Raw genomic sequence first — 26732 nt, 5'->3', positions numbered from 1 at the left:
GGGAGACCAATATGCCGATGGAACAGCGCGGAGTCGACACCATCCCCGACGGGGAACGCACGAGCGGGCCCCGGGATCTCGTCTCGATCCTGCTGGGGTCCAACCTCTGCCTCGGCGTGATCGTCTTCGGCTGGCTGCCGCCGTCGTTCGGCCTGGACTGGTGGGCGTCGGTGAGCTCGGTCGTGGTGGGCACGGTGGCCGGCACGGCCCTGACCGCCCCGCTCGCACTGATCTCCCTGCGCACGGCGACGAACCTGTCCACGTCCTCGGGCGCCCAGTTCGGCGTGCGCGGCCGCCTGGTCGGCTCGGTGGTCGGCCTCCTGCTGGCCCTCGGCTACACCGCCCTGACCGTGTGGATCGGCGGCGACGTGATGGTCGGCGTGCTGGGCCGGCTGGTCGGGCTGCCGGCGAGCGGAATCTCGTACGGCGTGGTCTACGGACTGCTGGCCGCGGCGACCGTCGCGGGCGCGGTGTACGGCTACCGCGTGCTGCTCACCATGTCCCGCGTCCTCGCGGTCGGCATGACGGCCCTGCTGGTCCTCGGTGTGATCGCCTACGCCCCGCACTTCACGACCGGCGCGCTGCCGGAGGCGGGCGGCTATCTGCTGGGCGGCTTCTGGCCCACCTGGTTGCTGGCGACGGTGGCCGCGGGCCTGTCCGGGCCGATCGCCTTCATCACGCTGCTCGGCGACTACACCCGCTACATCTCGCCGGCCCGCCACTCCTCACGCCGGGTGCTGCACGCGACCTGGCTCGGCCTCTCCCTCGGCCTGCTGATCCCTCAGCTCTTCGGCACCTTCACGGCGTACGCGGCGGGGGCCGCCCTCGACTACGCCGGACCGCTGGTCTCCGCCGCCCCCGGCTGGTACCTGGTCCCGCTCCTGCTGGCCGCCTCCGCCGGGTCGGTCGGCAACGCGGGCCTGATGCTCTACTCCATGGGCCTCGACCTGGACGCCATCCTGCCGCGCGCGTCCCGGGCGACGGCCACGTACACGGTCGCCGTGATCGCCACCGCCTGCGTCTTCGTCGGCCACTACTACTCGTCCGCGCAGGACGCGATGACGTCCTTCGTCCTGCTGCTGACGGCGATCGGCACCCCGTGGGCGGTCATCACCCTGATCGGCTTCGCCCGCTGCCGTGGCGTGTACGACGCGGAGGCCCTCCAGGTCTTCAACCGCCGGGCGCGGGGCGGGATCTACTGGTACCGGGCGGGCTGGAACATCCCGGCGACGGTGGCGTGGGCCCTGGGCGCGACGGTCGGCCTGCTCGCCGTCTCGCTCCCGTCGTACGAGGGGCCGCTGCTGGCCGCGACCGGCGGGGTGGACTGCAGTTTCCTGCTGTCGGGGCTGGTGGGGGGCGTGACGTACCTGTCGCTCACGCCGGCCGACGCCGCTCCCGTACGCGAAAGGGCCGCCGCGGACTCGGAGGCCACGGCGGCCCTGACGGTCAAGGCCGAGGGTTAACCCAGCTTGTGCATCCAGCCGTGCTTGTCCTCGACCTTGCCCCGCTGCACGTCGAGAAGGGCCTGGCGCAGCTTCATCGTGACCTCGCCGGGCTCCCCGTCGCCCTGCTGCCACTGGGCGCCGGTGCGCTTCACGGTGCCGACCGGCGTGATGACGGCGGCCGTACCGCAGGCGAAGACCTCGGTGAGGGTGCCGTTCCCCGCGTCGCGCTGCCACTGGTCGACGGAGATGCGGCCCTCCTCGGCCTCATAGCCGAGGTCACGGGCGACGGACAGGAGGGAGTCGCGGGTGACACCCTCCAGGATGGAGCCGGTGAGGGACGGGGTGACGATCTTGTCTCCGTACACGAAGTACAGGTTCATGCCGCCGAGTTCCTCGACCCACTTGCGCTCGACCGCGTCCAGGTAGCAGACCTGGGCGCAGCCCTCTGCGGCGGCCTCGGCCTGGGCCAGCAGGGAGGCTGCGTAGTTGCCGCCCGTCTTGGCGTCGCCCATGCCGCCCGGCACCGCGCGGACGTGGTCCTCGGAGACCCAGATGGACACCGGCTTGACGCCGCCCGGGAAGTAGGCCCCGGCCGGGGAGGCGATGACGATGAAGAGGTACTCGCTCGCGGGCTTCACGCCCAGGCCGACCTCCGTCGCGAACATGAACGGCCGCAGGTAGAGGGACTCCTCGCCGCCGTGCGTCGGGACCCAGGCCTGGTCCTGGCCCACCAGCGCGTCACAGGCCTCGATGAACGTCTCGACCGGCAGCTCGGGCATGCCGAGCCGGCGGGCGGAGGACTGGAAACGCAGGGCGTTCTTCTCGGGACGGAACGTGGCGACGGACCCGTCGGGCTGACGGTAGGCCTTGAGACCCTCGAAGATCTCCTGCGCGTAGTGCAGGACCATCGTGGCCGGGTCGAGGGAGAGCGGCGCGTACGGCACGAGCTGGCCGTCGTGCCAGCCTCGGCCCTCGGTCCACTTGATCGTCACCATGTGGTCGGTGAAGTGGCGGCCGAACCCGGGGTTGGCCAGTATCGCCTCGCGGTCTGCGGAGGCGAGCGGGCTGGCGGACGGCTTGAGCTCGATCGTGGGCGTCGTCATGAGTAGATGTCCTTCACCGGTTTCGTTGTGGCGGGCCGCGATCACGCCAGTACTGCCTGTGGCCAGTGCTAGGACGTCCGAGCATTCCTTCGTACCGCGGCTCCGCGTTCGATTATCTCAAGTGGGTGCCGTGGAAGAAATCGGCCTGTTCGACGTGATCGGCGCGAAATCGCGATCCAGGGGTTGATGGTGTCACCCGGCGGCGGACATGGGGAAGCCGCCGGGTGCGAGTGACCCGACGGCTTCGAAAGTTGTTCGAGTAGCGCGACGGGCGTCAGCCGGCTACTCGTACGGCCAGCGCGTCGCCGATCTCCGACGTGCTGCGGGCGGGCTTGCCGGTGCGCTCGGCGAGGTCGGCGGAGACCGCCTCGTCGATGCGGGCGGCCTCGGCGTCGTAGCCGAGGTGGCGCAGGAGCAGGGCGACGGACAGAACCGTGGCGGTGGGGTCGGCCTTGCCCTGGCCGGCGATGTCCGGGGCCGAGCCGTGGACCGGCTCGAACATGGACGGGAACGCGCCGGAGGGGTTGATGTTCCCGGACGCGGCGACGCCGATGCCGCCGGAGACGGCCGCGGCGAGGTCGGTGATGATGTCGCCGAAGAGGTTGTCGGTGACGATGACGTCGAAGCGCTCGGGCTGCGTGACCAGGTAGATGGTCGCCGCGTCGACGTGCATGTACTCGGTGGTGACCTCGGGGAACTCCTCGGCCACCTTGTTGAAGATGTTGGTCCACAGGTGACCGGCGAAGGTCAGCACGTTGTTCTTGTGGATCAGCGCGAGCTTCTTGCGCGGGCGGGACTGCGCGCGGGCGAAGGCGTCGCGGACCACACGCTCGACTCCGAAGGCCGTGTTCACGGAGACCTCGGTGGCGACCTCGTGCTCGGTGCCCTTGCGGATGGTGCCGCCGTTGCCGGTGTACGGGCCCTCGGTGCCCTCGCGGACCACGACGAAATCGATCTCGGGCTGCCCGGCGAGAGGCGTGGCGACACCCGGAAGGAGCTTCGACGGACGCAGGTTGACGTGGTGGTCGAAGGCGAAGCGGAGCTTCAGCAGGAAACCGCGCTCCAGGACGCCCGACGGCACCCCGGGGTCGCCGATCGCGCCGAGCAGGATCGCGTCGTGCTGCTTCAGGGCGTCGAGGTCGGCGTCGGTGAGGGTCTCACCCGTGGCGTGGTAGCGCCGGGCGCCGAAGTCGTACTCCTTGGTCTCCAGCTTCACATCCTGCGGAAGGACGGCGGAGAGGACCTTCAGGCCTTCGGCCACGACCTCCTGGCCGATGCCGTCACCGGGAATCACTGCGAGATTGAGGCTGCGAGACATGTCGGCACCCTACTCCTCGTCCCATGGGATGACACACGATGTCCGCGATACGGACACTCCGACAGGGGACGGCGTTTGCGTGTCGACCGGCGTTCACCCGTACGTACGGCGGGCGTTGGCCTGTGCTGGGAACTTTCCCAGCATGGACCTCCGCGACTTCGGCATCCCGCCCCAGCTCGCCCGCCGTATGAGCATGGCGGAACAGCACGAGTACCTGCGTACGAAACTGACCAGGCGCCGCACGCTGGTGACGGCGGGCGCGGTGGCGGGCGGTCTGCTGACGGGCTGCTCGGGGTCGGGGTCGGGCACGTCCGGCGCGAAGCCCTCCGTATCTGCGCCCGCTTCCGCCCTCACGACGGTGCCGGGCTCCGCGGCCGCCCCGTTCGGCCGCCATCTGGCCTTCGGCGCCGACCCGAAGGCGCAGATGCGGATCTCCTGGCAGGTGCCGGCCGCGGTGAAGAAGCCGTACGTCCGGATCGGACTGCGGCCCGACGACCTGAGCCGCAGGATCGACGCCGAGATCCGCGATCTGTACACCCCCGAACTGCAGGGCATCCGCGCGGCGTTGGAGCAGTACTACGTCCATGCGGCGCTGGACTCCCTGCGCCCCGGCACTACGTACTACTACGGCGTGGGCCATGACGGCTTCGACCCGGCGGCCCCGAAGAACCGCGCGACGATCGCATCTTTCCGCACGGCTCCCGCGAGCCCGGAGACCTTCACCTTCACGGCCTTCGGCGACCAGGGCGTCAGCGAGGCGGCCGCCACCAACGACAAGCTCCTGCTGGGCCAGAACCCGGCCTTCCACCTGCACGCCGGCGACATCTGCTACGCGAACGCCAAGGGCCTCGGCAAGGAGTCGGACGCCTACGACCCCGGCTTCTGGGACGGTTACCTCAAGCAGACCGAGTCGGTGGCCAAGTCGGTGCCGTGGATGGTGACGACCGGCAACCACGACATGGAGGCCTGGTACTCGCCGGACGGCTACGGCGGCCAGCTGGCCCGCTGGTCCCTGCCCGACAGCGGCTTCGACTCCCGTACGTCCCCGGGCGTGTACTCCTTCACCTACGGCAACGTCGGCTTCGTGGCGCTGGACGCCAACGACGTGTCGTACGAGATTCCCGCCAACCGGGGCCACACGGATGGCCGCCAGACGAAGTGGCTGGACGAGCGGCTCGGTGAGCTGCGGGCGGCGAAGGGCGTCGACTTCATCGTCGTCTTCTTCCACCACTGCGCGTACTCGACGTCCTCGCACGCATCCGACGGAGGGGTGCGGGCCGAGTGGGTGCCGCTGTTCGCCCGGCACCAGGTGGACCTGGTGATCAACGGGCACAACCACGTCTACGAGCGGACGGATGCCATCAAGAACGGCGAGGTCGGCAGGCAGGTGCCCATCGGCGCCTCGACGGACCCGACGCGGGACGGCATCGTGTACGTCACGGCGGGCGGCGGCGGAAAGGAGCTGTACGGGTTCCCCGCGGGCGTCGAGGAGAGCTACGAGGGGCATGTGACCGAGCGCGAGTCGGTCGACACCTTCAAGTGGACCAAGTCACGCGACACCAAGACGGAGAGCGTGCAGTGGTCGCGGGTGCGCTACCGGGGCTTCTCCTTCCTCACGGTGGAGGCGGAGAGCGGCGCGAAACCCCGGCTGAAGGTGTCGGCACTGGCTCAGAACGGGGAGCGCATCGACCACTTCGAGGTGCGGCGAGGCGGCTGATCGGCCTGAGGTCGGCGCCCTGCGCGATCAGCCACGACGACGCCGCACTCGAACAACGACACTTCGCGGTACTACCGGCGCAGCGCCTACGCGGCCTGGTGGCCGGTGGCTCCGCCGTTGTCCCTGCGGTCGAGGGCGCGCTGGAGGGCCGCGGCGGCGTTCTTGCGGTCGGACTCGCTCGTGCGGGAGAGGTGACGGACTCGGCGGCGGGCGGTCGTCTCGGCCATGGGAAATCGACTCCTTCGACAATCCGGGAGTGCAGACAGGGGATACGAGACGCCGGATGGGGCGGGGAGCGGTGCCGCAGGGGTTGCCTGCAAGGGGCCCGGCTCACGACCGCCATTCGCTTGATCGAGCGAGACGTTCGGCTTCTACAAAGCTAAGGGAGGACGGCGCGTCTGTCTCCACAATTACTCGGACTTCCTACTATCTGAGACGGCCGACTGGGTCACACCCCACTGACCTGCGCTTTCCTTCTTCGTCCGTCAGAGCACGTCCCCGTCCCGCCAGTCGAAGACCAGCTCGGACGCGGGGTCGAGCACACCGGCGAGCGCGGCCCGTACGAAGGTCGTGCCTTCCTCGTCCGGCAGATGCACGACGCCCTCGGGCCCCAGCGCGCAGACCCGCCCGCGCCACATCTCCCAGCCGCGAGCGGCGTACAGCGCGGCGCCCTCGTCGCTCGCGGACAGCATCCCCGCGTCGTACGCCCGGTCGATCACCCGCTCCAGCTCCGCCATCACCCGGCCCCCGAGCCCGGTCCGCCGCGCATCGCCCCGCACGGCGACGGCCTCGACGTACCCGACCCGCAGCCACCGGTCCCGGTACCGCACCCGTCGCATGATCACCGAGCCGTGCGCGACGACCCGCCCGGTGTCGTCCTGGACGAGGGCGTGCACACCGCCGAGCCCGTGCTCGAAGTCCTCGTCGGAGAAGTCCCCGTCGAAGGCGTCGTCCAACAGGGCGCGGATCGCGCTCAGTTCGGCGGGGGTGAGATCGGCGGTGTGCACGGTGCGCGGGGTGCCGGCGGAGGTGGGTGCGGTCATCGGACCAGTATCGGCAACGAACCGGGCCGGCGGGCGGCTCGCCCACTCGGCTGACCCTGCGGGGCGTACGGGACACAGGGTTGCGCCGAGGGGAACGGTGACGTCATGAACGACATGGCGAAGGTGTTCCTCGAGGGCGGCCCCGACGATCTGTCCGAGCGGATCGTTCCGACCCCGTCCCCGGGCCCCGATGCGAAGATCAGGCTCCGCGGTGGATACGAGCACTTCAGGCCGACGTCACGGCACACGGACACACCGGAGGGCAGGCTACCGGTGTACGAGTGGTGGGAGCGGACGGAGATCGCCGAGTAGCCGCACCGAAGGTGACGGACAGCAAGGGGCCGGGTCAGTCAAGACCCGGCCCCTTCCTGTGAGTTGGGGTGTCAGCCCATGTGCGGGTACGCGTAGTCGGTCGGCGCGACCAGCGTCTCCTTGATGGCGCGGGTCAGCGTCCAGCGCATCAGGTTCTGCGGGGCGCCGGCCTTGTCGTTGGTGCCGGAGGCGCGGCCGCCGCCGAAGGGCTGCTGGCCGACCACGGCGCCGGTCGACTTGTCGTTGATGTAGAAGTTGCCGGCCGCGTAGCGCAGCTTGTCCATCGTGTACGCCGCCGCGGCGCGGTCGCCCGAGATGACCGAGCCGGTCAGCGCGTAGGCGGACACCGACTCCATCTGCTCCAGCATCTCGTCGTACTTGTCGTCCTCGTAGACGTGCACGGCGAGGAACGGGCCGAAGTACTCGGTCGTGAAGACCTCGTGCTCCGGGTCGGTGCACTCGACGACGGTCGGGCGGACGAAGTAGCCGACCGAGTCGTCGTAGGAGCCGCCCGCGACGATCGTGCAGGTCGGGTCCTGCTTCGCCCGGTCGATCGCCGCCTTGTTCTTGGCGAACGCCCGCTCGTCGATGACCGCGCCGATGAAGTTCGACAGGTCCGTCACATCGCCCATGGTGATGTAGTCGACCTCGGCCGCGAACTCCTCCTTGAAGCCGGAGTTCCAGATCGACGCCGGGATGTACGCCCGGGAGGTCGCCGAGCACTTCTGGCCCTGGTACTCGAAGGCACCGCGGGTCAGCGCGGTCTTCAGCACGGCCTTGTCGGCGCTCGGGTGGGCGACGACGAAGTCCTTGCCGCCGGTCTCGCCGACGATGCGCGGGTAGGAGCGGTACTTCTCGATGTTGTTGCCGACCGTCTTCCACAGGTACTGGAAGGTCTTGGTCGAGCCGGTGAAGTGGATCCCGGCGAGGTCGCGGTGCTCCAGAGCGACCTTGGAGACCTCGATGCCGTCACCGGTGACGAGGTTGATGACGCCCTTGGGCAGGCCCGCTTCCTCCAGCAGCTGCAGGAGCAGCACGGCGGCGTGGGTCTGCGTCGGGCTCGGCTTCCACACCACGACGTTGCCCATCAGCGCGGGCGCGGTGGGCAGGTTGCCCGCGATGGCCGTGAAGTTGAACGGCGTGATCGCGTAGACGAAGCCCTCGAGGGGGCGGTGGTCGAGGCGGTTCCAGACGCCCGGGGAGTTCGCCGGGGGCTGCTCGGCGAGCAGGTCACGGGCGTACTTGACGTTGAAGCGCCAGAAGTCGATCAGCTCGCAGGGCGTGTCGATCTCGGCCTGCTGGGCGGTCTTCGACTGGCCGAGCATGGTGGAGGCGGCCAGCGTCTCGCGCCACGGTCCGGACAGCAGCTCGGCGGCGCGCAGGATGATCGCCGCGCGGTCGTCGAAGGACATCGCGCGCCAGGCCGGCGCGGCGGCGAGGGCCGCGTCGATGGCGTCCTGGGCGTCCTGCTGGGTGGCGTTGCCGTAGGTGCCGAGGCGGGCCTTGTGGTTGTGCGGCTGCACGACGTCGACGCGCTCGCCGCCACCCAGCCGCCGCTCGCCGCCGATGGTGCACGGCAGGTCGATCGGGTTCTCGGCCAGCTCCTTGAGCTTGACCTCCAGCCGGGCGCGCTCGGGCGAGCCGGGGGCATAGCCGTGCACCGGCTCGTTGACGGGGGTGGGGACCTGGGTCACAGCGTCCATGGGTTCCGTAACTCCTTACTGAGCGGTGTGTTGCGAGCCGTTGTGCGGGGCTCAGCCCTTGCTGACCATCGAGCGGAGGAAGAAGCGCAGGTTCGCCGGCTTCTCAGCGAGCCTCCGCATGAAGTAGCCGTACCAGTCGGTGCCGTAGGCCGTGTAGACGCGCATGCGGTGGCCCTCCGCGGCCAGCCGCAGGTGCTCGTCGCTGCGGATCCCGTACAGCATCTGGAACTCGTACTCGTCCAGCTTGCGCCCGGCGCGCCGCGCGAGCTCCTGTGCGATGGAGATCAGGCGCGGGTCGTGGGACCCGATCATCGGGTACCCGGCGCCCTCCATCAGAACCTTGAGGATCCGGACGTACGCCTTGTCGATCTCCTGTTTCTGCTGGTAGGCGACCTCGGCGGGCTCCTTGTAGGCACCCTTGACGAGCCGTACGCGGCTGCCGTTCGCGGCGAGCCGGCGGGCGTCGGCCTCGGTGCGGAAGAGGTAGGCCTGGATGACGCAGCCGGTCTGCGGGAAGTCCTTCCGCAGCTCCTCGTGGATGGCGAACATCGAATCGAGGGTGGTGTGGTCCTCCGCGTCCAGCGTGACCGTCGTGCCGATCGCGGCGGCGGCCTCGACGACCGGACGGACGTTGGCGAGGGCGAGCTCGTGGCCGCCCTCCAGCGCCTGGCCGAACATGGAGAGCTTGACGGACATCTCGACGCGCTCGCCGAGCTCCAGGTCCTTGATCCGGTCGACGAGCGCCAGGTAGGCGTCCCGCGCGGCCTCGGCCTGGTCGGGGCGGGTGATGTCCTCGCCGACGACGTCCATCGTCAGCTCCAGGCCGTTGCCGGTGAGCTCCTCGATGATCGGCACGATCTCGTGGACGGTCTCGCCGGGGATGAACCGGTCGACGACCTGTTTCGTCACCGGGGCCGCCGAGATCAGGCGTCGCATCCGGTCGCTGCGCGACGCGGCGAGAATCACGGGACCCAGCACGGGGCACCTCCACAAACACTGCCGAATGACGGCCGACACCCCGATAAGTGATGTTCCGGGGACGGCACGGAGAACCACCGTGAAACCTAAGGATCCCTCCGAACGGCGGCCATCGACAGCTGTCACGCATCCGTGCCACAGATCTCAGACAGATGTATGAAGGCCACGCGAAAATGCGGGAGAATGCCCGAGTGACGCCGAAATTCAAGGACCACAAGGACCACAAGGACGACTACCAGGAGCTGGTCGACGAGATCTCCGAGCTGCTGGGCGCGCCCGCCACGCTGGAGAACCGCGACTTCGAGCTGATCGCCTTCGGCGCGTACGACAGCGAGGGCGATCTCGACGCGTCCGCCCTGGATCCCGTCCGCACCCGCTCGATCCTGACGCGGCGCTCCACGGCGGCGGTGCGGACGTGGTTCGAGGGCTTCGGCATCACCCGGGCGACGGGCCCGGTGCGCATCCCGCCCACCCCGGAGGCGGGCGTCTACCGGGGACGCGTCTGCCTCCCCGTACGCCACCGGGGCGTGGTCCTGGGCTACGTGTGGCTTCTGGACGACGATCCGGGCCCCACGGACCAGCAGCTGTCGGCCGCCATGGAGGTGACCGCCCGTATCGGCGCGCTGCTCGCGGACGAGGCGCAGCACGGGGCGGATCTGAGCCGGGAACTGCGGGCCGCGCTCACCTCGGAGCGGGGCTGGCAGGGGGACCAGGCGCTGGCGGCCCTGCGCACGGCACTCGGCCCACGGGGCGAGGGCACGCACACCGTGGTCTGCGTCGCCCCGTGGCCGTCCGCCGACCCCGACGACGCCCCGTCCGTCCGTACGGTGCCGCACGCGACGGCGCTGTGCACGGTGCCGTGGGGTGGGGGCACCTCCCACGCCCTTAAGGCAGTGGGGGAGAGCGGACAGAGCCTCGCCATCCTGGTCCGGCTGCGCTCGCCGGAGGTACGGACGCCGGCCCAGGCGGCGGCGTCCCGGCTGCTCAAGGAGGGCGCGGTCCAGGCGGCCGCGGGCATCGGCGCACCCCGCTCCGGTCTCGCCGACCTGGCCGCAACCTGGCAGGAGGCGTCGGCCGCGGCCCGCGCCGCCCTGGCCGAACCCCGTCTCGGCCCGGTCGCCGAGTGGGCGCACATCGGCCCGTACCGCCTGCTCACATCCCTCCCTCCGGAGGCCGCCCGGGACCCCGCGATCACCCAGCTCCTCTCCCCCGCCCACCACGAACTCGCCCGCACCGCCGAGGTCTACCTCGACCGCGCGGGCCAGGCCGGCCGCACCGCCGCCGAACTCGGCATCCACCGCCAGACCTTGTACTACCGGCTCTCCCGCGTCGAACAACTCACGGGCCTGGACCTGGACGACGGGGAGGACCGGCTGCTGCTGCACATGGCATTGAAGGGGGCACGGCTCTAGGGCCTGTCCTGGACGAGAGGGCTGGCCGTGGACGAGAGGGCCTGTCCTGGACGAGTCAGGCGGGTCACTTCGGAGTGGCTGCCTCCAGCACCTGGCGCAGGCCCTCGGTGAGCTGGTCCGCGCCGGGCGCGGTCTTCGGGTCGAACATCCACTGCGCGATGAGCCCCGTCATCAGGGTCACGTAGAACCTGCCGAGGGTATCCACGGTCTCTTCCGCGACGTCTTCCTCCCGGCCGCCCATGAGCAGCGGAATCAGTCCGCGACAGGCCTCCCGCTGAGCCACCGCCAGATGGTCGCGGACTTCCGGCAGCTGATCACCCATGACGACGATCTCCATGCTGAGCCGCCACAGGGAGCCGGGCCCGCTCATGGTGCCGATGATGTTCGTCCACACCTCACGGAACCGGTCGAGCGAGCCGGGCTCGGCGGTGACCCCGGTGACCTCGTCGCCGTCGAAGGCGTCGCTCATCCCCTCGACCAGCGACACATAGGCCTGGGCGAGCAGCGCGTCCTTCGAGCCGTAGTGGTAGCCGATCGAGGCCAAGTTGGCCCCCGACTCCTTGACGATGTCCCGCGCCGTCGTCCGCGCGAACCCCTTGTCGAGCAGGCAGCGCTTGGCGCCCTCCAGCAAATCCTCACGGTGTCCCATGCACTCACTCTACCGTCGATCCATACAACCGTCCTATACGGCCGTATTAGACAGTCGTTCTAGACAAGCGTTTAAGACGCGCGTACATTCACCGCCATGACAACGAACCCGACGAGCACCACCACGCCACCTCCCCCCGGCGCCGGACGCCGCGAATGGACCGCTCTCGGCGTGCTGATGCTGCCGCTGCTGCTGGTCTCGATGGACGTATCGGTCCTCTACTTCGCCGTCCCGTCGATCAGCGCGGACCTGGCGCCGAGCGGCACCCAGCAGCTGTGGATCTTCGACATCTACGCCTTCGTGCTGGCCGGCCTGCTGATGACCATGGGCTCGCTCGGCGACCGCATCGGCCACCGCCGGCTCCTGCTGATCGGCGCCGCCGCCTTCGGTGCCGCCTCACTGCTGGCGGCGTACGCGAACAGCGCCGAGATGCTGATCGCGGCCCGCGCGATCCTCGGCATCGGTGGCGCGACCCTGATGCCGTCGACGATGGCCATGCTCCGCACGATGTTCACCGACCCTTCCCAGCGCGCGAAGGCGATCGGCGTGTGGTCGGGCGTGATGACCGCGGGGATCGCGCTCGGCTCGGTGATGAGCGGGGTCCTGGTCGAACACTTCTGGTGGGGCTCGGTCTTCCTGGTCAACCTGCCCGCGATGGCGCTGCTGCTGGTGCTCGGCCCGCTGCTGCTCCCCGAGTCGAGGAACCCTTCCCCCGACCGCTTCGACTGGCTGAGCGTCCCGCTGTCGATGGCGGCCGTGCTCCCCGTGATCTACGGACTGAAGGAGATCCCCTCCGAGGGCTTCAACGTCCGCTACGTCGTCTCGATCACCGTCGGCCTGCTCTTCGCGGCCCTCTTCGTGCACCGCCAGCGCACGGCCGCCTCGCCGATGATCTCGCCGGCCCTGTTCCGTGGCCGGGGCTTCGCGCCGTCGGTCGTCCTGAACCTGGTCTGCATGTTCGGGGTGATGGGCTCGGCCTACTTCACCACGCAGTACCTGCAGTCGGTGCTCGGCAAGGGCGCGCTGGAAGCGGCCCTGTGGGCGCTGCTGCCGTCGGTGCCGATCGGCGCGGCGGGGCCGATCGCGACCCAGCTGGTGCAGCGGGGCGTCAACCGTGCCTACGTCGTCACGGCGGGCTTCGCGATCTCCGCGGCCGGATTCGCGCTGCTCACCCTCGCCGGTACGGACTCTCTGTGGCTGGTCCTGAGCTCGTGCGCGGTCCTCGCCGTCGGCGGCGTCATGGTGATGTCCCAGATCATGGACCTCGCGATGGGCACCGCCCCGGTGGAGCGGGCGGGTTCGGCGTCCTCCCTCATGGAGACCGCCGGCGAGTTCGGCGGCGCCATGGGCATGGCGGTGCTCGGCTCGATCGGTACGGCGGTCTACCGCCACGAGATCCCCGCCTCCGCACCGGACGTGGCCCACGAGACGCTGGGCGGAGCGCTGGCGGTCGCCGACCGGGTGCCGGGTCTGGCCACGCTCGCGCGGGAGGCGTTCACCAGTGGGATGCAGGGGGCGGCGATCGCGGGCGCGGTCCTGCTGGCGGGGGCGGCGGTGCTCGCCGCGGTCACGCTGCGCCGGGTCGAGATCCGGGAGCCGGCATGCGAAACGCCGGACGAACCGAGCAAGCTCAGCGCGTCCGGCGTTCGATAGGCCTCAGCGTCTCAGGCCTCGGCGTGCGACAGGCCTCAGGCCAGGTTCACCGCACGGGCCGACGTCGCCCCGATCTCCTCGGCGACCTCGGTCAGCACCCCGGCGGGCACCGTGTCGTCGACGGTCAGGACGGCCAGCGCCTCACCACCGGCGACGGCACGCGAGACCTGCATGCCGGCGATGTTGATGCCCGCCTCGCCGAAGACACGGCCGACCGTGCCGACGACGCCCGGACGGTCCTCGTACCTCAGGACGACCATGTGGTCGGCGAGCGCGAGGTCCACGTCGTAGTCGCCGACCGCGACGATCTTCTGCAGGTGCTTGGGGCCGGCCAGCGTGCCGGACACCGACACCTCCTCGCCGCCCGCGAGCGTGCCGCGCACGGTGACGACGTTGCGGTGGTCGGTGGCCTCCGAGCTGGTCGTCAGCCGCACCTCCACGCCGCGCTCCTGGGCGAACAGCGGGGCGTTGACGTACGACACCGTCTCGTCGACGACGTCCTCGAAGACACCCTTGAGGGCGCTGAGCTCCAGCACCTTCACATCGTGCTGGGTGATCTCGCCGTAGACCTCGACGTCGAGGCGGACCGCGACCTCACCGGCGAGCGCCGTGAAGATACGGCCGAGGCGCTCGGCGAGCGGCAGACCCGGCTTGACGTCCTCGGCGATGACGCCGCCCTGGACGTTCACCGCGTCGGGCACGAGCTCACCGGCGAGGGCGAGGCGCACCGAGCGGGCCACGGCGATACCGGCCTTCTCCTGCGCCTCGTCGGTGGAGGCGCCGAGGTGCGGGGTGCTGACGACCTGGTCGAACTCGAACAGCGGGGAGTCCGTGCAGGGCTCCTTCGCGTACACGTCGAGACCGGCGCCGGCGACCCGGCCCTCCTTGAGGGCGGAGTACAGCGCCTCCTCGTCGACGATCCCGCCGCGTGCGGCGTTGACGATGCGCACGCTCGGCTTGACCTTGCGCAGCGCCTCGTCGCCGATCAGGCCGAGGGTCTCGGGGGTCTTGGGCAGGTGGACGGTGATGAAGTCGGAGACCTCGAGCAGCTCGTCCAGCGACAGCACCTTGACGCCCATCTGCGCGGCCCGCGCGGGCTGCACGTAGGGGTCGTAGGCGACGACCTTCATGCCGAAGGCCGACATGCGCTGCGCGACGAGGGCGCCGATCCGGCCCAGGCCCACGACACCGAGGGTCTTCTCGGCCAGCTCGACGCCCGTGTACTTGCTGCGCTTCCACTCGCCGTTCTTGAGCGCGGCGTTGGCCTGCGGGATGTTGCGGGCGGTGGCGAGCAGGAGACCGCAGGCGAGTTCGGCGGCGGTCACGATGTTCGAGGTGGGGGCGTTGACGACCATCACGCCGGCCTTGGTGGCGGCGGAGACGTCGACGTTGTCCAGGCCGACGCCGGCTCGCGCGACGACCTTGAGCTTGCGCGCGGCGGCGACCGCCTCGGCGTCGACCTTGGTGGCCGAGCGGATCAGGATCGCGTCCACGTCGGCGATGGCCGGGAGCAGGGCGGCTCGGTCCGCTCCGTTGCAGTGGCGGATCTCGAAGTCGGGGCCAAGCGCGTCAACGGTGGCGGGCGACAGCTCTTCAGCGATGAGTACGACGGGTTTCGAGCTCACGTGAGTCCTCACATGTCCATTGCGGACGGCCGTCCCGACGGCCGCAGGCGGTGGAGGGGTGGTCCGCGTGGAAGACGCACGACGCTGTGGGCCTGACGCGTATGTAGTACGGCAGTGTAGTGGCGCGCCGAGAGGCATCATGCGCCTCTTCGGAAGGATCACCCGTCCGTGATGCGACGGGTTGGACAACGGGGCCGGAGGTGCGCGCTCCGGCCCCGTCGGCCGAGGCTTACGCCTCCTCGTTCACCCAGCTCATGAGCTTGCGCAGCTCCTTGCCGGTGGTCTCCAGCAGGTGCTCGGAGTCCTGCTGCTTGTACTCGTTGTACTTCTTCAGACCGCCGTGGTACTCGTCCATCCAGGCCTGGGCGAAGGTGCCGTCCTGGATCTCGGCGAGGACCTTCTTCATCTCGGCCTTGGTGGCGTCCGTGATGATGCGGGGGCCGGTGACGTAGTCGCCCCACTCGGCGGTCTCGGAGATCGACCAGCGCATCTTCTCCAGGCCGCCCTCGTACATGAGGTCCACGATGAGCTTCAGCTCGTGCAGGCACTCGAAGTACGCGATCTCCGGCTGGTAACCCGCCTCGGTCAGGGTCTCGAAACCGGCCTTGACCAGCGCGGCCGTACCACCGCAGAGGACGGCCTGCTCACCGAACAGGTCGGTCTCGGTCTCCTCGGTGAAGGTGGTCTTGATGACACCGGCACGGGTGCCGCCGATGCCCTTGGCGTACGACAGGGCCAGCGCGAAGGCGTTACCGGAGGCGTCCTGCTCGACGGCCGCGATGCAGGGGACGCCGCGACCCTCCTCGTACTGGCGGCGCACCAGGTGGCCCGGGCCCTTCGGGGCGACCATGCAGACGTCCACGCCGGCCGGGGGCTTGATGAAGCCGAAGCGGATGTTCAGGCCGTGACCGAAGAACAGCGCGTCGCCGTCCTTCAGGTTGTCCTTGATGTGGTCCTCGTACACCTGGGCCTGGATCGGGTCCGGGACGAGGATCATGATGACGTCGGCCTCGGCGGCGGCCTCCGACGGCGTCACCACGCGCAGGCCCTGCTCCTCGGCCTTCGCCTTGGACTTGGAGCCCTCGTGCAGACCGACGCGGACGTCGACACCCGAGTCACGGAGCGACAGCGCGTGGGCGTGGCCCTGGCTGCCGTAACCGATGACCGCGACCTTGCGGCCCTGGATGATGGACAGGTCGGCGTCGGCGTCGTAGAACAGCTCGGCCACTTTGGGTTCTCTCCTTGGTGTGCAGGTGTTGCGTCCCACCGTATGACGGGGGGCGGAAGGGAGGTTTCGGGGTCTCGCCATACGGGCGGAATCCGGACGGCCGGTGTCACCCGGCCGTCCGAATGCGCCTACGCCGAGCGGTCGAGGGCGCGCAGCGAGCGGTCCGTGATGGAGCGGGCGCCGCGGCCGATCGCGATCGTGCCGGACTGGACGAGCTCCTTGATGCCGAAGGGCTCCAGCATCTTCAGCATGGCCTCCAGCTTGTCGCTGGAACCGGTGGCCTCGATGGTGACGGCCTCCGGGGAGACGTCGACGGTCTTGGCGCGGAACAGCTGGACGATCTCGACGATCTGGGAGCGGGTCTCGTTGTCGGCGCGCACCTTCACCAGAACGAGTTCGCGCTGAACGGCCGAGCCCGGCTCCAGCTCGACGATCTTCAGCACGTTGACGAGCTTGTTGAGCTGCTTCGTCACCTGCTCCAGCGGCAGGTCGGCGACGCTCACCACGATGGTGATGCGGGAGATGTCGGGGTGCTCGGTGACGCCGACCGCGAGCGAGTCGATGTTGAAGCCGCGGCGGGAGAACAGGGCGGCGATCCGGGCCAGGATGCCGGGCGTGTTCTCCACCAGGACGGAGAGCGTGTGCTTGGACATGATCTTTTACGTCTCTCTCGCTCAGTCGTCTTCGTTGTCGCCGAAGTCGGGGCGGACGTCCCGGGCGGCCATGATCTCGTCGTTGGAGGTGCCGGCGGCGACCATCGGCCAGACCATCGCGTCCTCGTGGACGATGAAGTCGACGACGACGGGGCGGTCGTTGATGGAGTTCGCCTCCTCGATGACCTTGTCGAGGTCCTCCGGCGACTCGCAGCGGATCGCGTAGCAGCCCATGGCCTCCGACAGCTTCACGAAGTCGGGGACCCGGGTGCCGGCGCTCGGCTGCTTGCCGTCGGCCTCGGGGCCGGAGTGCAGCACCGTGTTGGAGTAGCGCTGGTTGTAGAAGAGGGTCTGCCACTGGCGGACCATCCCGAGGGCGCCGTTGTTGATGATGGCGACCTTGATCGGGATGTTGTTCAGGGCGCAGGTGGTGAGTTCCTGGTTGGTCATCTGGAAGCAGCCGTCACCGTCGATCGCCCAGACCGCCTTCTCCGGCGCGCCGGCCTTGGCGCCCATCGCGGCCGGAACGGCGTAGCCCATCGTCCCCGCGCCGCCGGAGTTGAGCCAGGTGGCCGGCTTCTCGTACTGGATGAAGTGCGCGGCCCACATCTGGTGCTGGCCGACGCCCGCCGCGAAGACCGTGCCCTCCGGCGCGAGTTGACCGATCCGCTCGATGACCTGCTGCGGGGACAGCGAGCCGTCGTCGGGCTGGTCGTAGCCCAGCGGGTAGGTGTCGCGCCAGCGGCTGAGGTCCTTCCACCAGGCGCTGTAGTCGCCCTGGTGGCCCTCGGCGTGCTCCTTCTGCACGGCCTGGACGAGGTCGGCGATGACCTCGCGGGCGTCACCGACGATCGGCACGTCGGCGTCGCGGTTCTTGCCGATCTCGGCCGGGTCGATGTCGGCGTGGACGATCTTGGCGAACGGGGCGAAGCTGTCCAGCTTGCCGGTGACGCGGTCGTCGAAGCGGGCTCCGAGGGCGACGATCAGGTCGGCCTTCTGCAGCGCGGTGACGGCGGTGACCGCACCGTGCATGCCCGGCATTCCCACGTGCAGCGGGTGGCTGTCGGGGAATGCGCCGAGCGCCATCAGGGTGGTGGTGACGGGCGCTCCGGTGAGTTCGGCGAGGACCTTCAGCTCGGCGGTGGCGCCGGCCTTGAGGACGCCGCCGCCGACGTAGAGGACGGGCCGCTTGGCCGCGGTGATCAGCTTGGCGGCCTCGCGGATCTGCTTGGCGTGCGGCTTGGTGACGGGCCGGTAGCCGGGCAGGTCCATGGTGGGCGGCCAGGAGAAGGTCGTCTTCGCCTGGAGGGCGTCCTTGGCGATGTCGACCAGGACCGGGCCGGGACGGCCGGTGGAGGCGATGTGGAACGCCTGCGCGATCACCCGCGGGATGTCCTCGGCCTTGGTGACCAGGAAGTTGTGCTTGGTGATCGGCATGGTGATGCCGACGATGTCCGCCTCCTGGAAGGCGTCCGTACCGATCGCCTTGGAGGCCACCTGCCCGGTGATCGCCACGAGCGGCACCGAGTCCATGTGGGCGTCGGCGATCGGCGTGACCAGGTTGGTGGCGCCCGGCCCCGAGGTGGCCATGCAGACGCCGACCCTGCCGGTGGCCTGGGCGTAGCCGGTGGCGGCGTGACCTGCGCCCTGCTCATGGCGGACCAGGACGTGGCGCACCCTGGTGGAGTCCATCAGCGGGTCGTACGCCGGGAGGATCGCACCACCCGGAATGCCGAATACCGTGTCGGCGCCGACCTCCTCGAGCGAACGGATGAGGGACTGCGCACCCGTGACGTGCTCGGGGGCGGACTGGTGTCCTCCGGATCGGGGCCGGGGCTGCGGGTGATGGGCCCCGGTGGCCTGCTCGGTCATCGGCATTCTCTTCTCGATGCTGAGGGTTTTTGCGAAGTTTGAGCGGAGTTTCGGTGCTGCACGACAGGTGCCTGTGCAACAAAAAACCCCTCGTGCCATAAGGCAAGCGAGGGGAGCGCGCCGGGTGTGGTCGCTGGGAGTTCCGGGACTGTCCGGACGTCACCAGCTTCAGCCGACGCGCTTTCCAAGTACGAGAATTCGGGTGCGCATGGCACAGACCCTCCCCCCGGCACGCACCCACTGTCAAGTGGGTGGGACGGGAGTCTCATTATGTGAGCGCAGGCCACTTCCGCCTCCGAGAACAGCGGGCACACCACCGGTGTACACCCCCGAACCCCTCTCCACGCCTCGTTCACCTCTCACCCCGCACGCGAACGCGGGATCGGCCGGTCCGTGCGGCACCGGATACTGGCCGGAACTGAGCGCCCGACGCAGCCGGTACTCGTCCAGCGGCCCGGAGAACGCCATGCCCTGCCCGTGCGTGCATCCCATCGCGCGCAGGGCGACGACCTGTTCCGGCAAGTCCACGCCGTCGGCCACGGACTGCAGCCCCAGGTCCCCGGCGATCCGCAGCAGCCCACCGGTGATCTTGTGCAGCCGCGCGGACTCGACGACACCCTCGACCAGACCGCGGTCGAGTTTGAGTACGTCGACGGGGAGCCGGCGCAGGGCCGTGATCGCCGCGTATCCGCTCCCGAAGCCGTCCAGGGCGACCCGGACGCCGAGGCGGTGCAGACCGCTCAGGCGGCGCTCCAGTTCGTCCAGTGAGACACGGTGGTCCAGATCCGACAACTCGATGATCAGCGACCCGGACGGCAGCCCGTGCCGGGTCAGGAGCGCCTCGATCGAGCCGAGCGGCATCGACCTGTCCAGCAGCCGGCGCGCGCCCACCCGCACGGCGACGGGTACGGCGAGCCCGGTCGCGGTGCGCTCGGCGGCCTGCTCCACGGCCTCCTCCAGCATCCAGCGGCCCAGTTCGGCGGTCTTGTCGCTGTCCTCGGACACCCGCAGGAACTCGGCGGGCGTGAACAGCACCCCTTGCGAGGACCGCCAGCGCGCCTGGGTGACGACCGATGCGATCCGGCCGCTGTCCAGACACACCACCGGCTGGTGCAGCAGCGCGAACTCGCCGTCGTGCAGCGCGGCCCGCAGACGCGTCGCCAGCTCCGCCTTCCGTACGACGTCCTGCTGCATCTGCGGCTTGTAGAGCTCGACCCGGCCCTTGCCGCCGGCCTTCGCGCGGTACATCGCCAGGTCGGCGTTGCGCAGCAGCTCCCCCGCGCCGAGGCCGGGCTCGGCGAAGGCGACGCCGATGGAGGCGTTGACACGGACATCGTTGCCGTCGATGAGGTACGGCTGCGACAGCGTCACCCTGAGGCGGTCGGCGAGCTCCAGGATGTGCCGTTCGCGGGCGGTGCGGTCGCGGGTGTTGTCCCCGGCGATCAGGGCCGCGAACTCGTCGCCGCCCAGCCGGGATGCCGTGTCCCCGCCCCGGACGGCGTCCTGGAGTCTGCGGGCGGCCTGGACGAGCAGTTCGTCCCCGGCCTGGTGGCCGATGGTGTCGTTGACGCCCTTGAAGCCGTCGAGGTCGATGAAGAGGACGGCGGTGTTGCGCAGGGCGATGCCCCGGTCGGAGGCGCGGCGGCCGGACAGGGCCTGCTGGACCCGCCTGGTGAACAGCGCCCGGTTGGGCAGGTCGGTGAGCGGGTCGTGCTCGGCGTTGTGCTGGAGCTGCGCCTGCAGGCGCACTCTTTCGGTCACGTCCCGGCTGTTGAAGATGAGGCCACCGTGGTGGCGGTTGACGGTCGACTCGACGTTGAGCCAGCCGTCGTCTCCGGACCGGAAGCGGCACTCGATGCGCGTAGTGGGTTCCTCAACTGGGCTGGCGGCGAGGAAGCGGCGCACCTCGTGCACCACGCAGCCCAGGTCCTCCGGGTGGATGAGATGGGCCAGTTCCGTGCCCACCAGCTCCTCCGCGGAGCAGCCGTAGACCCCGGCGGCGGCCGGGGAGACGTACCGGAGGATGCCGTTGGGTGCGGCGATCATGATGACGTCGCTGGAGCCCTGCACCAGGGAGCGGAAGTGGTTCTCCTTCTGCGCCAGTTCCTGGGTGAGGGTGATGTTGTCGAGCAGCATGATGCCCTGGCGCATCACGAGGGCGAGCACGACGGTGCCGCCGGTGATGAGCACGACTCGGTCGACGCTGCGGCCGTTGAGGACGTTGTACAGGATGCCCAGCGTGCAGACGGCGGCCGCGAGGTACGGCGTGAGGGCGGCAAGGGAGCCGGCGATCGGCCGGGTGACCGGGTACCGGCTGTGATCGCCTCCCGGCGCGGGCGTGTGGTGGTGGCTTCCACCGCGCTGTCCGGGCACGTGCTCGTGCACCACGCGCGTGTGCCCCGTGCCTTCCTGCCGCTCACCGTCTCCGTGCCGGGGCGCGGCCCACGGGGCGTACGCCAGCAGCAGTGAGCCGGCGAACCAGCCCGCGTCGAGCAGTTGGCCGGAGCGGTAGCTGTTGTGCATCAGCGGCGAGGTGAACAGGGCGTCGCACATCACGGTCAGGGCGAGCGCGCCGATCGCGGTGTTGACCGCGGTGCGGTTCGCCGACGAGCGACGGAAGTGCAGCGCGAGCACCATGCTGACCAGGGCGATGTCGAGCAGCGGGTAGGCGAGCGAGAGCGCGGTGTGCGCCACGCTGGCCCCGCCGTTCGAGTCGATCTTGGCCGCCTGGGCGAGGGCGAGGCTCCATGCCAGCGTCAGCAGCGAGCCGCCGATCAGCCAGGCGTCCAACGCCAGGCAGACCCAGCCGGCCTTCGTCACCGGGCGTTTGGCTAGCACCAGGAGTCCCACGATGGCGGGCGGCGCGAAGCACAGGAAGAACCCGTCGGCGTAGGAGGGGCTGGGCACGGGGCGCTGCAGGACGACCTCGTACCATCCCCAGACCAGGTTGCCGAGGGCGGCCATCGCCGAGGAGAGGGCGAACAGCAGCCAGGCGGGCCGAAAGCGGATACGGCGGCTACGGGCGTAGCGGAAGCAGGACACGGCGGCGGCGCCCGCCGCCGCGGCCAGCCCGAAGTCGCCCATGATCAGCGCAAGTTGCTCCGAGCCCCAGCCGAGTGCGGAACCGATGGCGTATCCCGCGCACACCAGGGCCAGAACGAGCTGCGGAACCAGCCCGGAGCCGCCGCCGATGAACGACGGACGGGGCAGCAGCGCCGCCGACGAGGGCTGAGCCCGCAGCCCCGCGTCCAACGTCGTCGTGGAGGGCGGTGGCGAGCTCACCGGGCCCTCCCGGTCCGCGCCGCTCGCGGGTCCCGAGGGTCCCGGTGCGCTGGGTGCGCATGCCGCCTGCGGCTGCTGTGCCCGCGGTGGTCGTGGCTGTGACGACAGCCGTGAGTGCCGTGATGGCCGCGTCTGCGCGCGGCCGTTCGCCAGGGTCGCCGCCGACGGCCCCGCCGCGTCGGATTGCTCGTCCATAGGCCGTGCATCGCCCGTCGCCCCCCTCACAAATCTGAAATGTCCATCCCCGGCGCCGAAAGGTGCACGGCGCAGCCCCTGTCGGGACGATACACCAGTCTCGTCACTCAGGGACATAGCACCTCTACGCTCCGTGACGACCAGCGCATATGCGAGTACGGACCGCTTCCGGAAGGTTGCGGACGGTACTCGCAGCGGGTTTCGGACTTGTTGCGCGCAGCGCTCACGGCGCCCGCGGGAAGCTCAGCCCGCGAGCGTCACGCGCCCGCCGCGCCCGTCGTAAGGATCACGTTGCGAAGGGGCTCACGGTTCACGTAACGAGTCAACTGGTCCACCAGCAACCGCTTGGCGCGCGGCAGGAACGCCGACGTCGGTCCGCCCACGTGCGGGCTGATCAGCACGCCCGGCGCACGCCACAGGGGGTGCTCCCGGGGCAGCGGCTCGGGGTCGGTGACGTCCAGGGCCGCGGTGATGCGCCCGGTCTCCAGCTCCGCCAGCAGCGCCTTCGTGTCCACGACGCCGCCACGCGCGACGTTGACCAACAGTGCGCCGTCCTTCATACGGGCGAGGAAGTCGGCGTCGACCAGGTGCCGGGTGGCCGCCGTGAGGGGCGTGGAGAGGATGACGACGTCCGCTTCCGGAAGCACGGCGGACAGTTCGGTGAGCGGAAGCACAGGTCCGCGCGCCGTGGTGCGCTCAGAGCGCGCGACGCGCGCCACCCGCGCGAGTTCAAAGGGCGCGAGCCGGTCCTCGATGGCGGCGCCGATCGAGCCGTATCCCACGATGAGGACGTTCTTGTCCGCCAGCGCGGGCCGGAAACCGCTGAGCCACTCCCCTCTGCCCTGGGCTCGCACGAAGTCGGGGACGCCGCGCAGCGAGGCGAGGATCAGTGTGAGCGTGAGCTCGGCGGTGCTCGCCTCGTGCACCCCGCGCGCGTTGCACAGCCGCACGCCCGGATGCAGGTGCTTCAGGCCTGACTCCACGTGATCGATACCGGCGGAAAGCGTCTGCACGACGTCCACGGAGGTCATTTCCGGCAGGGGACGCTGACCGATTCCCGGCGGCTTCATGTAGGGGACGACGTAGAACGCGCACTCGGCCGGGTCGGCGGGGAAGGTCTCCTCGCCGTTCCAGAAGCGGTAGTGCGGGCCCTCCGGGAGGCCCTCGATCTCTTCCGGTGGGATGGGGAGCCACACGTCAGCAGTCATGCCCTGGAGGCTATGTCAGGCGAACAGGAGTGCAGAGGTTAGGTTGGGGTGCCGAAAGAGGGAGGGTTACGGCCAGGTGGAGCGCAGGACGATCGGCGCGGCGGCGCTCGCGGTGGGAGCCGTCGGACTCGGGTGCATGCCGATGAGCTGGGCCTACAGCACGTCGCGGCAGCGGGGCGAGGAGTCGCTCAGGGCGGTGCACCGGGCGCTCGATCTGGGCTCGACCCTGCTGGACACGGCCGATATGTACGGCCCGTTCACCAACGAGCTGCTGTTGGGGCGGGTGTTGAAGGAGCGCCGCCAGGACGCGTTCGTGTCGACGAAAGTCGGCCTGCTCGTGGGCGAACAGCACATTGTGGCCAACGGCCGCCCCGGCTATGTGAAGCGTGCCTGCGACGCCTCTCTGCGCCGCCTGCAGACGGACGTCATCGACCTCTACCAACTGCATCGCGCGGACCCTGAAATACCGGTCGAGGAGACCTGGGGCGCGATGGCGGAACTCGTTCAGGCCGGAAAGGTACGGTCATTGGGACTGTGCGCGGTGGGCGCGCGCGGTGGCCGCCGCTCGGGAACCCGGCTGCACGACGCGACGATCCGCCAGTTGCAGCGGGTACAGCAGGTCTTTCCGGTGAGCGCCGTGCAGGCGGAGCTGTCGGTGTGGTCGCCGGAGGCCCTGGAGACGCTGCTGCCGTGGTGCGAGGCCCGCGGCATCGGCTTCCTGGCCGCGATGCCACTGGGCAACGGCTTCCTGACCGGCACGCTGACCCCCGGCGAGGGCTTCGAACCGGACGACGTCCGCGCCCGCCACCCGCGCTTCACCGCGGAGATGATGGCGGCCAACCAGCCCATAATCGCCGGCCTGCGCCGCATCGCGTCCCGCCACGGGGAGGGCGTCACGCCGGCGCAGGTGGCACTGGGGTGGGTACTGGCCCAGGGGCGGCACGTGGTCACGGTGCCGGGCGCGAAGCAGGAGCGCTGGGTGAGCGAGAACGCGGCGGCCGGCGAGTTGCGGCTGACGGAGACGGACCTGGCGGACGTGGCGGAGTTGCCGGGAGCGTTGGGGTCGTGGGACTGAGGGTGCGGGTCGGGGGACGGCGGGGCGGCGGGGCAGGCGCATAGCGCCGGGCCCCGAGCGCCGAGCGCCGGGCGCCGGGCGCCACATGATCGCGGCCCCAGGGGCCGGGGCGACGGCGGCTGACGCGGACCGATCTGGCGGAGCTGGCGGACCTGACAGACAAAGCCTCCCGGATGGGCGGCGCAAGCCAGGATCGGCGGCCGAGCCGCGGGCTCCAGCGGACCACAGGAGCGCGGCCCCCAGGCCGGGCCAAGCACGAGCGCTGCGTGAGCGAGGACGCCGGGCCAGGGGATGCGGTTGCCGGAGACGCACCCGGCTGGGTGCCGGGGCCGCCTTCAATCACAGCGGCCCTCGGCCGGAACAGCGCAAGGACCTTGGCCCGAAAATCGCCGGGCTGCGGGCCGAGATCCGGCCGGAGGGCGGGCGGACAGCGGCCATGCAGGCCGGCTAAGGCCCAGCACGCCGAAGGACCGGGCCGCGTCCAGGCCCGCGAAGACCCGGCACGTCAAAGGACCCGGCCGCCATCCAGACCGGCGCGAATCCTTCCGATGGCCCGGACGCCGCCCTGCATCCTGTCCTGTCCTGCCCTGTCCTGTCCTGTCCTGTCCTGCCCTGTCCTGTCCCGTCCCGTCCCGTCCCGTCGGGAAGTCTCGGCGCCCGGAGGCGGCCCCGCCGGCCCCCACAACTGTGCTCGGCCGCAGGTCACAGGCGTCGGCTGCCGACCGAACACGGACGGGACGCCCGCACGGCGGTGGTTCGGGGTTCATGGATCGGGAACCTGTGAGACGCGAGCGGTGTAAGAAAAGTAGAACCCGCCGCGTCGAAGGGACCTTGATCGTGCAACGTCGAGTTGTGACGGCCGTGATGGCCGCGGCCGCGCTCCTGCTGACGGCCGGCTGTTCCTCCGACGACGGGGGATCACCGGGCGAGGACGGAGCCGCGGCGCCCAGCAGCACGGCCGCGGGGTCGTCGCCCTCCGGGCAGGCCGCCGAGGAGACCCCGCCGGCGAAGGGCTCCGTCAAGGTGGTGCGCACCGTCGCCGAAGGCCTGAACACCCCCTGGGGCCTGGCCCCTCTGCCCGACGGCGACCTGCTCGTCTCCTCCCGCGACGAGGCCACGATCACGCGGGTCGACGGGGAGACGGGCAAGAAGACGGAGCTGGGCGAGGTACCGGGGGTGTCCCCGGCGGGCGAGGGCGGTCTCATGGGCCTGGCGCTGTCGCCGGACTACGCCTCGGACCACATGATCTACGCGTACTTCACCTCGGCCTCGGACAACCGCATAGTCCGCGTGCTGTACGACGAGCAGCGGCCGGCCGGCGAGCAACTGGGCGCACCCGACACGATCTTCAAGGGCATCCCCAAGGGCTTCATCCACAACGGCGGCCGGATCGCCTTCGGCCCCGACAAGATGCTGTACGCAGGCACGGGCGAGAGCGGCGACACGGGCCTGTCCCAGGACAAGGAGTCCCTGGGCGGCAAGATCCTGCGCCTGACCCCGGAGGGCGAACCGGCTCCCGGAAACCCCTTCCCCGACTCCCCCGTGTACTCGTACGGCCACCGCAACGTCCAGGGCCTGGCCTGGGATGCCAAACAGCGCCTGTTCGCCGCCGAGTTCGGCCAGGACACCTGGGACGAGCTCAACGCGATCAAGCCGGGCGGCAACTACGGATGGCCAGAAGTCGAGGGCAAGTCGGACAACTCCAAGTTCCGCAATCCCCTCGCCCAGTGGGGCACCGACGACGCCTCCCCCAGCGGTATCGCCTACGCCGAGGGCTCCGTGTGGATGGTGGGCCTGAAGGGCCAGCGTCTGTGGCGGGTCCCTCTGAACGGGACCGAGGCATCGGCCGACCCGCAGGCCTTCCTGGAGGGCGAGTACGGCCGGCTGCGGACCGTCGTTTCAGCGGGCGGCGACAAGCTGTGGGTGACGACGAGCAACACGGACGGACGGGGCGACCCGAAGGACGGGGACGACCGGATTCTGGAGGTGCAGGTGACCTGAGCAGCCGCCCTCACCCCTGCCCGTCGCGCTTCCGGTCACGCTTCCGGTCACGCTTCCCGTCGCCCCCGCCGTCGTCCTCCACGGCCGACGGTTCGGGCGGCCGTACGACGACCTTCCCGGACGCGAGATCTATCGGTCCGCGCCCGGGGTCGGCGTCCCCGACGTCCTCGCGGGTCAGTTCCAGACGGTTCTGTTCGTCGCGGGTGTGCTTGCGGCCGGGTGCGAAGAGTTCCTCGAACGCGTTGAACACGGAACCTCCC

General features: G+C 70.1%; 21 protein-coding genes. 7 read left to right on the top strand and 14 right to left on the bottom strand.

Going from position 1 to position 26732, the window contains the following annotated elements; genetic code table 11:
• Nucleotides 1-11: 11 nt before the first annotated feature.
• Nucleotides 12-1463 carry a cytosine permease gene (locus ACZ7L5_RS35815; protein WP_471522268.1) on the top strand — a complete coding sequence of 484 codons (1452 nt, stop codon included), beginning with the start codon at nt 12-14 and terminating at the stop codon, nt 1461-1463.
• Here the strand turns inward: ACZ7L5_RS35815 and ACZ7L5_RS35810 are convergent.
• Nucleotides 1460-2548, bottom strand: coding sequence for a branched-chain amino acid aminotransferase (locus tag ACZ7L5_RS35810; RefSeq protein ID WP_471522266.1), 1089 nt, complete (start codon nt 2546-2548; stop codon nt 1460-1462). The two genes, ACZ7L5_RS35815 and ACZ7L5_RS35810, sit on opposite strands and share 4 nt — an antisense overlap.
• Nucleotides 2549-2822: 274 nt before the next feature.
• Nucleotides 2823-3866, bottom strand: coding sequence for a 3-isopropylmalate dehydrogenase (locus ACZ7L5_RS35805; RefSeq protein ID WP_471522264.1), 1044 nt, complete (start codon nt 3864-3866; stop codon nt 2823-2825).
• A 142-nt stretch (nt 3867-4008) separates the two neighbouring features.
• On the opposite strand from ACZ7L5_RS35805, the gene ACZ7L5_RS35800 reads away from it, so the two are divergent.
• On the top strand, nt 4009-5583 hold the full coding sequence (locus tag ACZ7L5_RS35800; RefSeq protein WP_471522262.1) for a purple acid phosphatase family protein: 1575 nt from the start codon (nt 4009-4011) through the stop codon (nt 5581-5583).
• A gap of 86 nt (nt 5584-5669) precedes the next feature.
• Here the strand turns inward: ACZ7L5_RS35800 and ACZ7L5_RS35795 are convergent, their stop codons facing one another.
• Both ACZ7L5_RS35795 and ACZ7L5_RS35790 read right to left on the bottom strand, forming a co-directional pair.
• On the bottom strand, nt 5670-5810 hold the full coding sequence (locus ACZ7L5_RS35795) for a hypothetical protein (protein WP_107083653.1): 141 nt from the start codon (nt 5808-5810) through the stop codon (nt 5670-5672).
• A 258-nt stretch (nt 5811-6068) separates the two neighbouring features.
• Nucleotides 6069-6626, bottom strand: a complete 558-nt coding sequence (locus tag ACZ7L5_RS35790) for a GNAT family N-acetyltransferase (RefSeq protein ID WP_471522260.1) — start codon at nt 6624-6626, stop codon at nt 6069-6071.
• A gap of 105 nt (nt 6627-6731) precedes the next feature.
• Here ACZ7L5_RS35790 and ACZ7L5_RS35785 point away from each other — a divergent pair, with 105 nt between their 5' ends.
• Complete coding sequence (locus tag ACZ7L5_RS35785; RefSeq protein ID WP_328879019.1) at nt 6732-6938, top strand: DUF5988 family protein; 207 nt, start codon at nt 6732-6734, stop codon at nt 6936-6938.
• A gap of 71 nt (nt 6939-7009) precedes the next feature.
• Here the strand turns inward: ACZ7L5_RS35785 and pruA are convergent, their stop codons facing one another.
• Nucleotides 7010-8641: an L-glutamate gamma-semialdehyde dehydrogenase gene (pruA, locus tag ACZ7L5_RS35780; RefSeq protein ID WP_471522258.1), complete on the bottom strand. Its 1632-nt coding sequence runs from the start codon at nt 8639-8641 to the stop codon at nt 7010-7012.
• Between the two features lie 51 nt (nt 8642-8692).
• The gene (locus ACZ7L5_RS35775) at nt 8693-9619 is read right to left on the bottom strand and encodes a proline dehydrogenase family protein (protein ID WP_363032542.1); all 927 of its coding nucleotides are present in this window, start codon (nt 9617-9619) and stop codon (nt 8693-8695) included.
• A gap of 173 nt (nt 9620-9792) precedes the next feature.
• Here ACZ7L5_RS35775 and ACZ7L5_RS35770 point away from each other — a divergent pair, with 173 nt between their 5' ends.
• Nucleotides 9793-11031, top strand: coding sequence for a PucR family transcriptional regulator (locus ACZ7L5_RS35770; RefSeq protein ID WP_471522256.1), 1239 nt, complete (start codon nt 9793-9795; stop codon nt 11029-11031).
• A gap of 64 nt (nt 11032-11095) precedes the next feature.
• Here the strand turns inward: ACZ7L5_RS35770 and ACZ7L5_RS35765 are convergent, their stop codons facing one another.
• Nucleotides 11096-11680 (bottom strand): TetR/AcrR family transcriptional regulator, encoded by a 585-nt coding sequence (locus tag ACZ7L5_RS35765; protein WP_471522254.1) that lies wholly within the window; start codon nt 11678-11680, stop codon nt 11096-11098.
• A 96-nt stretch (nt 11681-11776) separates the two neighbouring features.
• Here ACZ7L5_RS35765 and ACZ7L5_RS35760 point away from each other — a divergent pair, with 96 nt between their 5' ends.
• Nucleotides 11777-13333, top strand: a complete 1557-nt coding sequence (locus ACZ7L5_RS35760) for an MFS transporter (protein WP_471522252.1) — start codon at nt 11777-11779, stop codon at nt 13331-13333.
• 35 nt (nt 13334-13368) lie between these two features.
• On the opposite strand, the gene serA is transcribed toward ACZ7L5_RS35760, so the two are convergent.
• The 6 genes from serA to ACZ7L5_RS35730 all read right to left on the bottom strand — a co-directional run bounded on the left by serA (nt 13369) and on the right by ACZ7L5_RS35730 (nt 23396).
• Nucleotides 13369-14958: a phosphoglycerate dehydrogenase gene (gene serA / locus ACZ7L5_RS35755; protein WP_328879025.1), complete on the bottom strand. Its 1590-nt coding sequence runs from the start codon at nt 14956-14958 to the stop codon at nt 13369-13371.
• 229 nt (nt 14959-15187) lie between these two features.
• Nucleotides 15188-16186, bottom strand: coding sequence for a ketol-acid reductoisomerase (gene ilvC / locus ACZ7L5_RS35750; RefSeq protein WP_328879026.1), 999 nt, complete (start codon nt 16184-16186; stop codon nt 15188-15190).
• 128 nt (nt 16187-16314) lie between these two features.
• On the bottom strand, nt 16315-16839 hold the full coding sequence (gene ilvN, locus ACZ7L5_RS35745) for an acetolactate synthase small subunit (protein WP_007496172.1): 525 nt from the start codon (nt 16837-16839) through the stop codon (nt 16315-16317).
• Nucleotides 16840-16860: 21 nt separating this feature from the next.
• Nucleotides 16861-18717, bottom strand: a complete 1857-nt coding sequence (locus tag ACZ7L5_RS35740) for an acetolactate synthase large subunit (RefSeq protein WP_363032550.1) — start codon at nt 18715-18717, stop codon at nt 16861-16863.
• 237 nt (nt 18718-18954) lie between these two features.
• Nucleotides 18955-21993, bottom strand: coding sequence for a putative bifunctional diguanylate cyclase/phosphodiesterase (locus tag ACZ7L5_RS35735; RefSeq protein WP_471522250.1), 3039 nt, complete (start codon nt 21991-21993; stop codon nt 18955-18957).
• 452 nt (nt 21994-22445) lie between these two features.
• Nucleotides 22446-23396, bottom strand: coding sequence for a 2-hydroxyacid dehydrogenase (locus ACZ7L5_RS35730; protein ID WP_471522248.1), 951 nt, complete (start codon nt 23394-23396; stop codon nt 22446-22448).
• Between the two features lie 76 nt (nt 23397-23472).
• Between ACZ7L5_RS35730 and ACZ7L5_RS35725 the strand changes: the two genes are divergently transcribed.
• Both ACZ7L5_RS35725 and ACZ7L5_RS35720 read left to right on the top strand, forming a co-directional pair.
• Nucleotides 23473-24471, top strand: a complete 999-nt coding sequence (locus tag ACZ7L5_RS35725) for an aldo/keto reductase (protein WP_471522246.1) — start codon at nt 23473-23475, stop codon at nt 24469-24471.
• An 864-nt stretch (nt 24472-25335) separates the two neighbouring features.
• Complete coding sequence (locus tag ACZ7L5_RS35720) at nt 25336-26472, top strand: PQQ-dependent sugar dehydrogenase (protein ID WP_471522575.1); 1137 nt, start codon at nt 25336-25338, stop codon at nt 26470-26472.
• A gap of 10 nt (nt 26473-26482) precedes the next feature.
• Here ACZ7L5_RS35720 and ACZ7L5_RS35715 read toward each other — a convergent pair whose 3' ends face one another.
• Nucleotides 26483-26722 (bottom strand): DUF6191 domain-containing protein, encoded by a 240-nt coding sequence (locus tag ACZ7L5_RS35715; protein WP_471522244.1) that lies wholly within the window; start codon nt 26720-26722, stop codon nt 26483-26485.
• Nucleotides 26723-26732 lie beyond the last annotated feature (10 nt).

The sequence above is a fragment of the Streptomyces sp. NPDC107528 genome (assembly GCF_055639295.1).
Note: the sequence above shows the minus strand (reverse complement) of the source record. Positions and strands in the feature narration are given on the sequence as shown.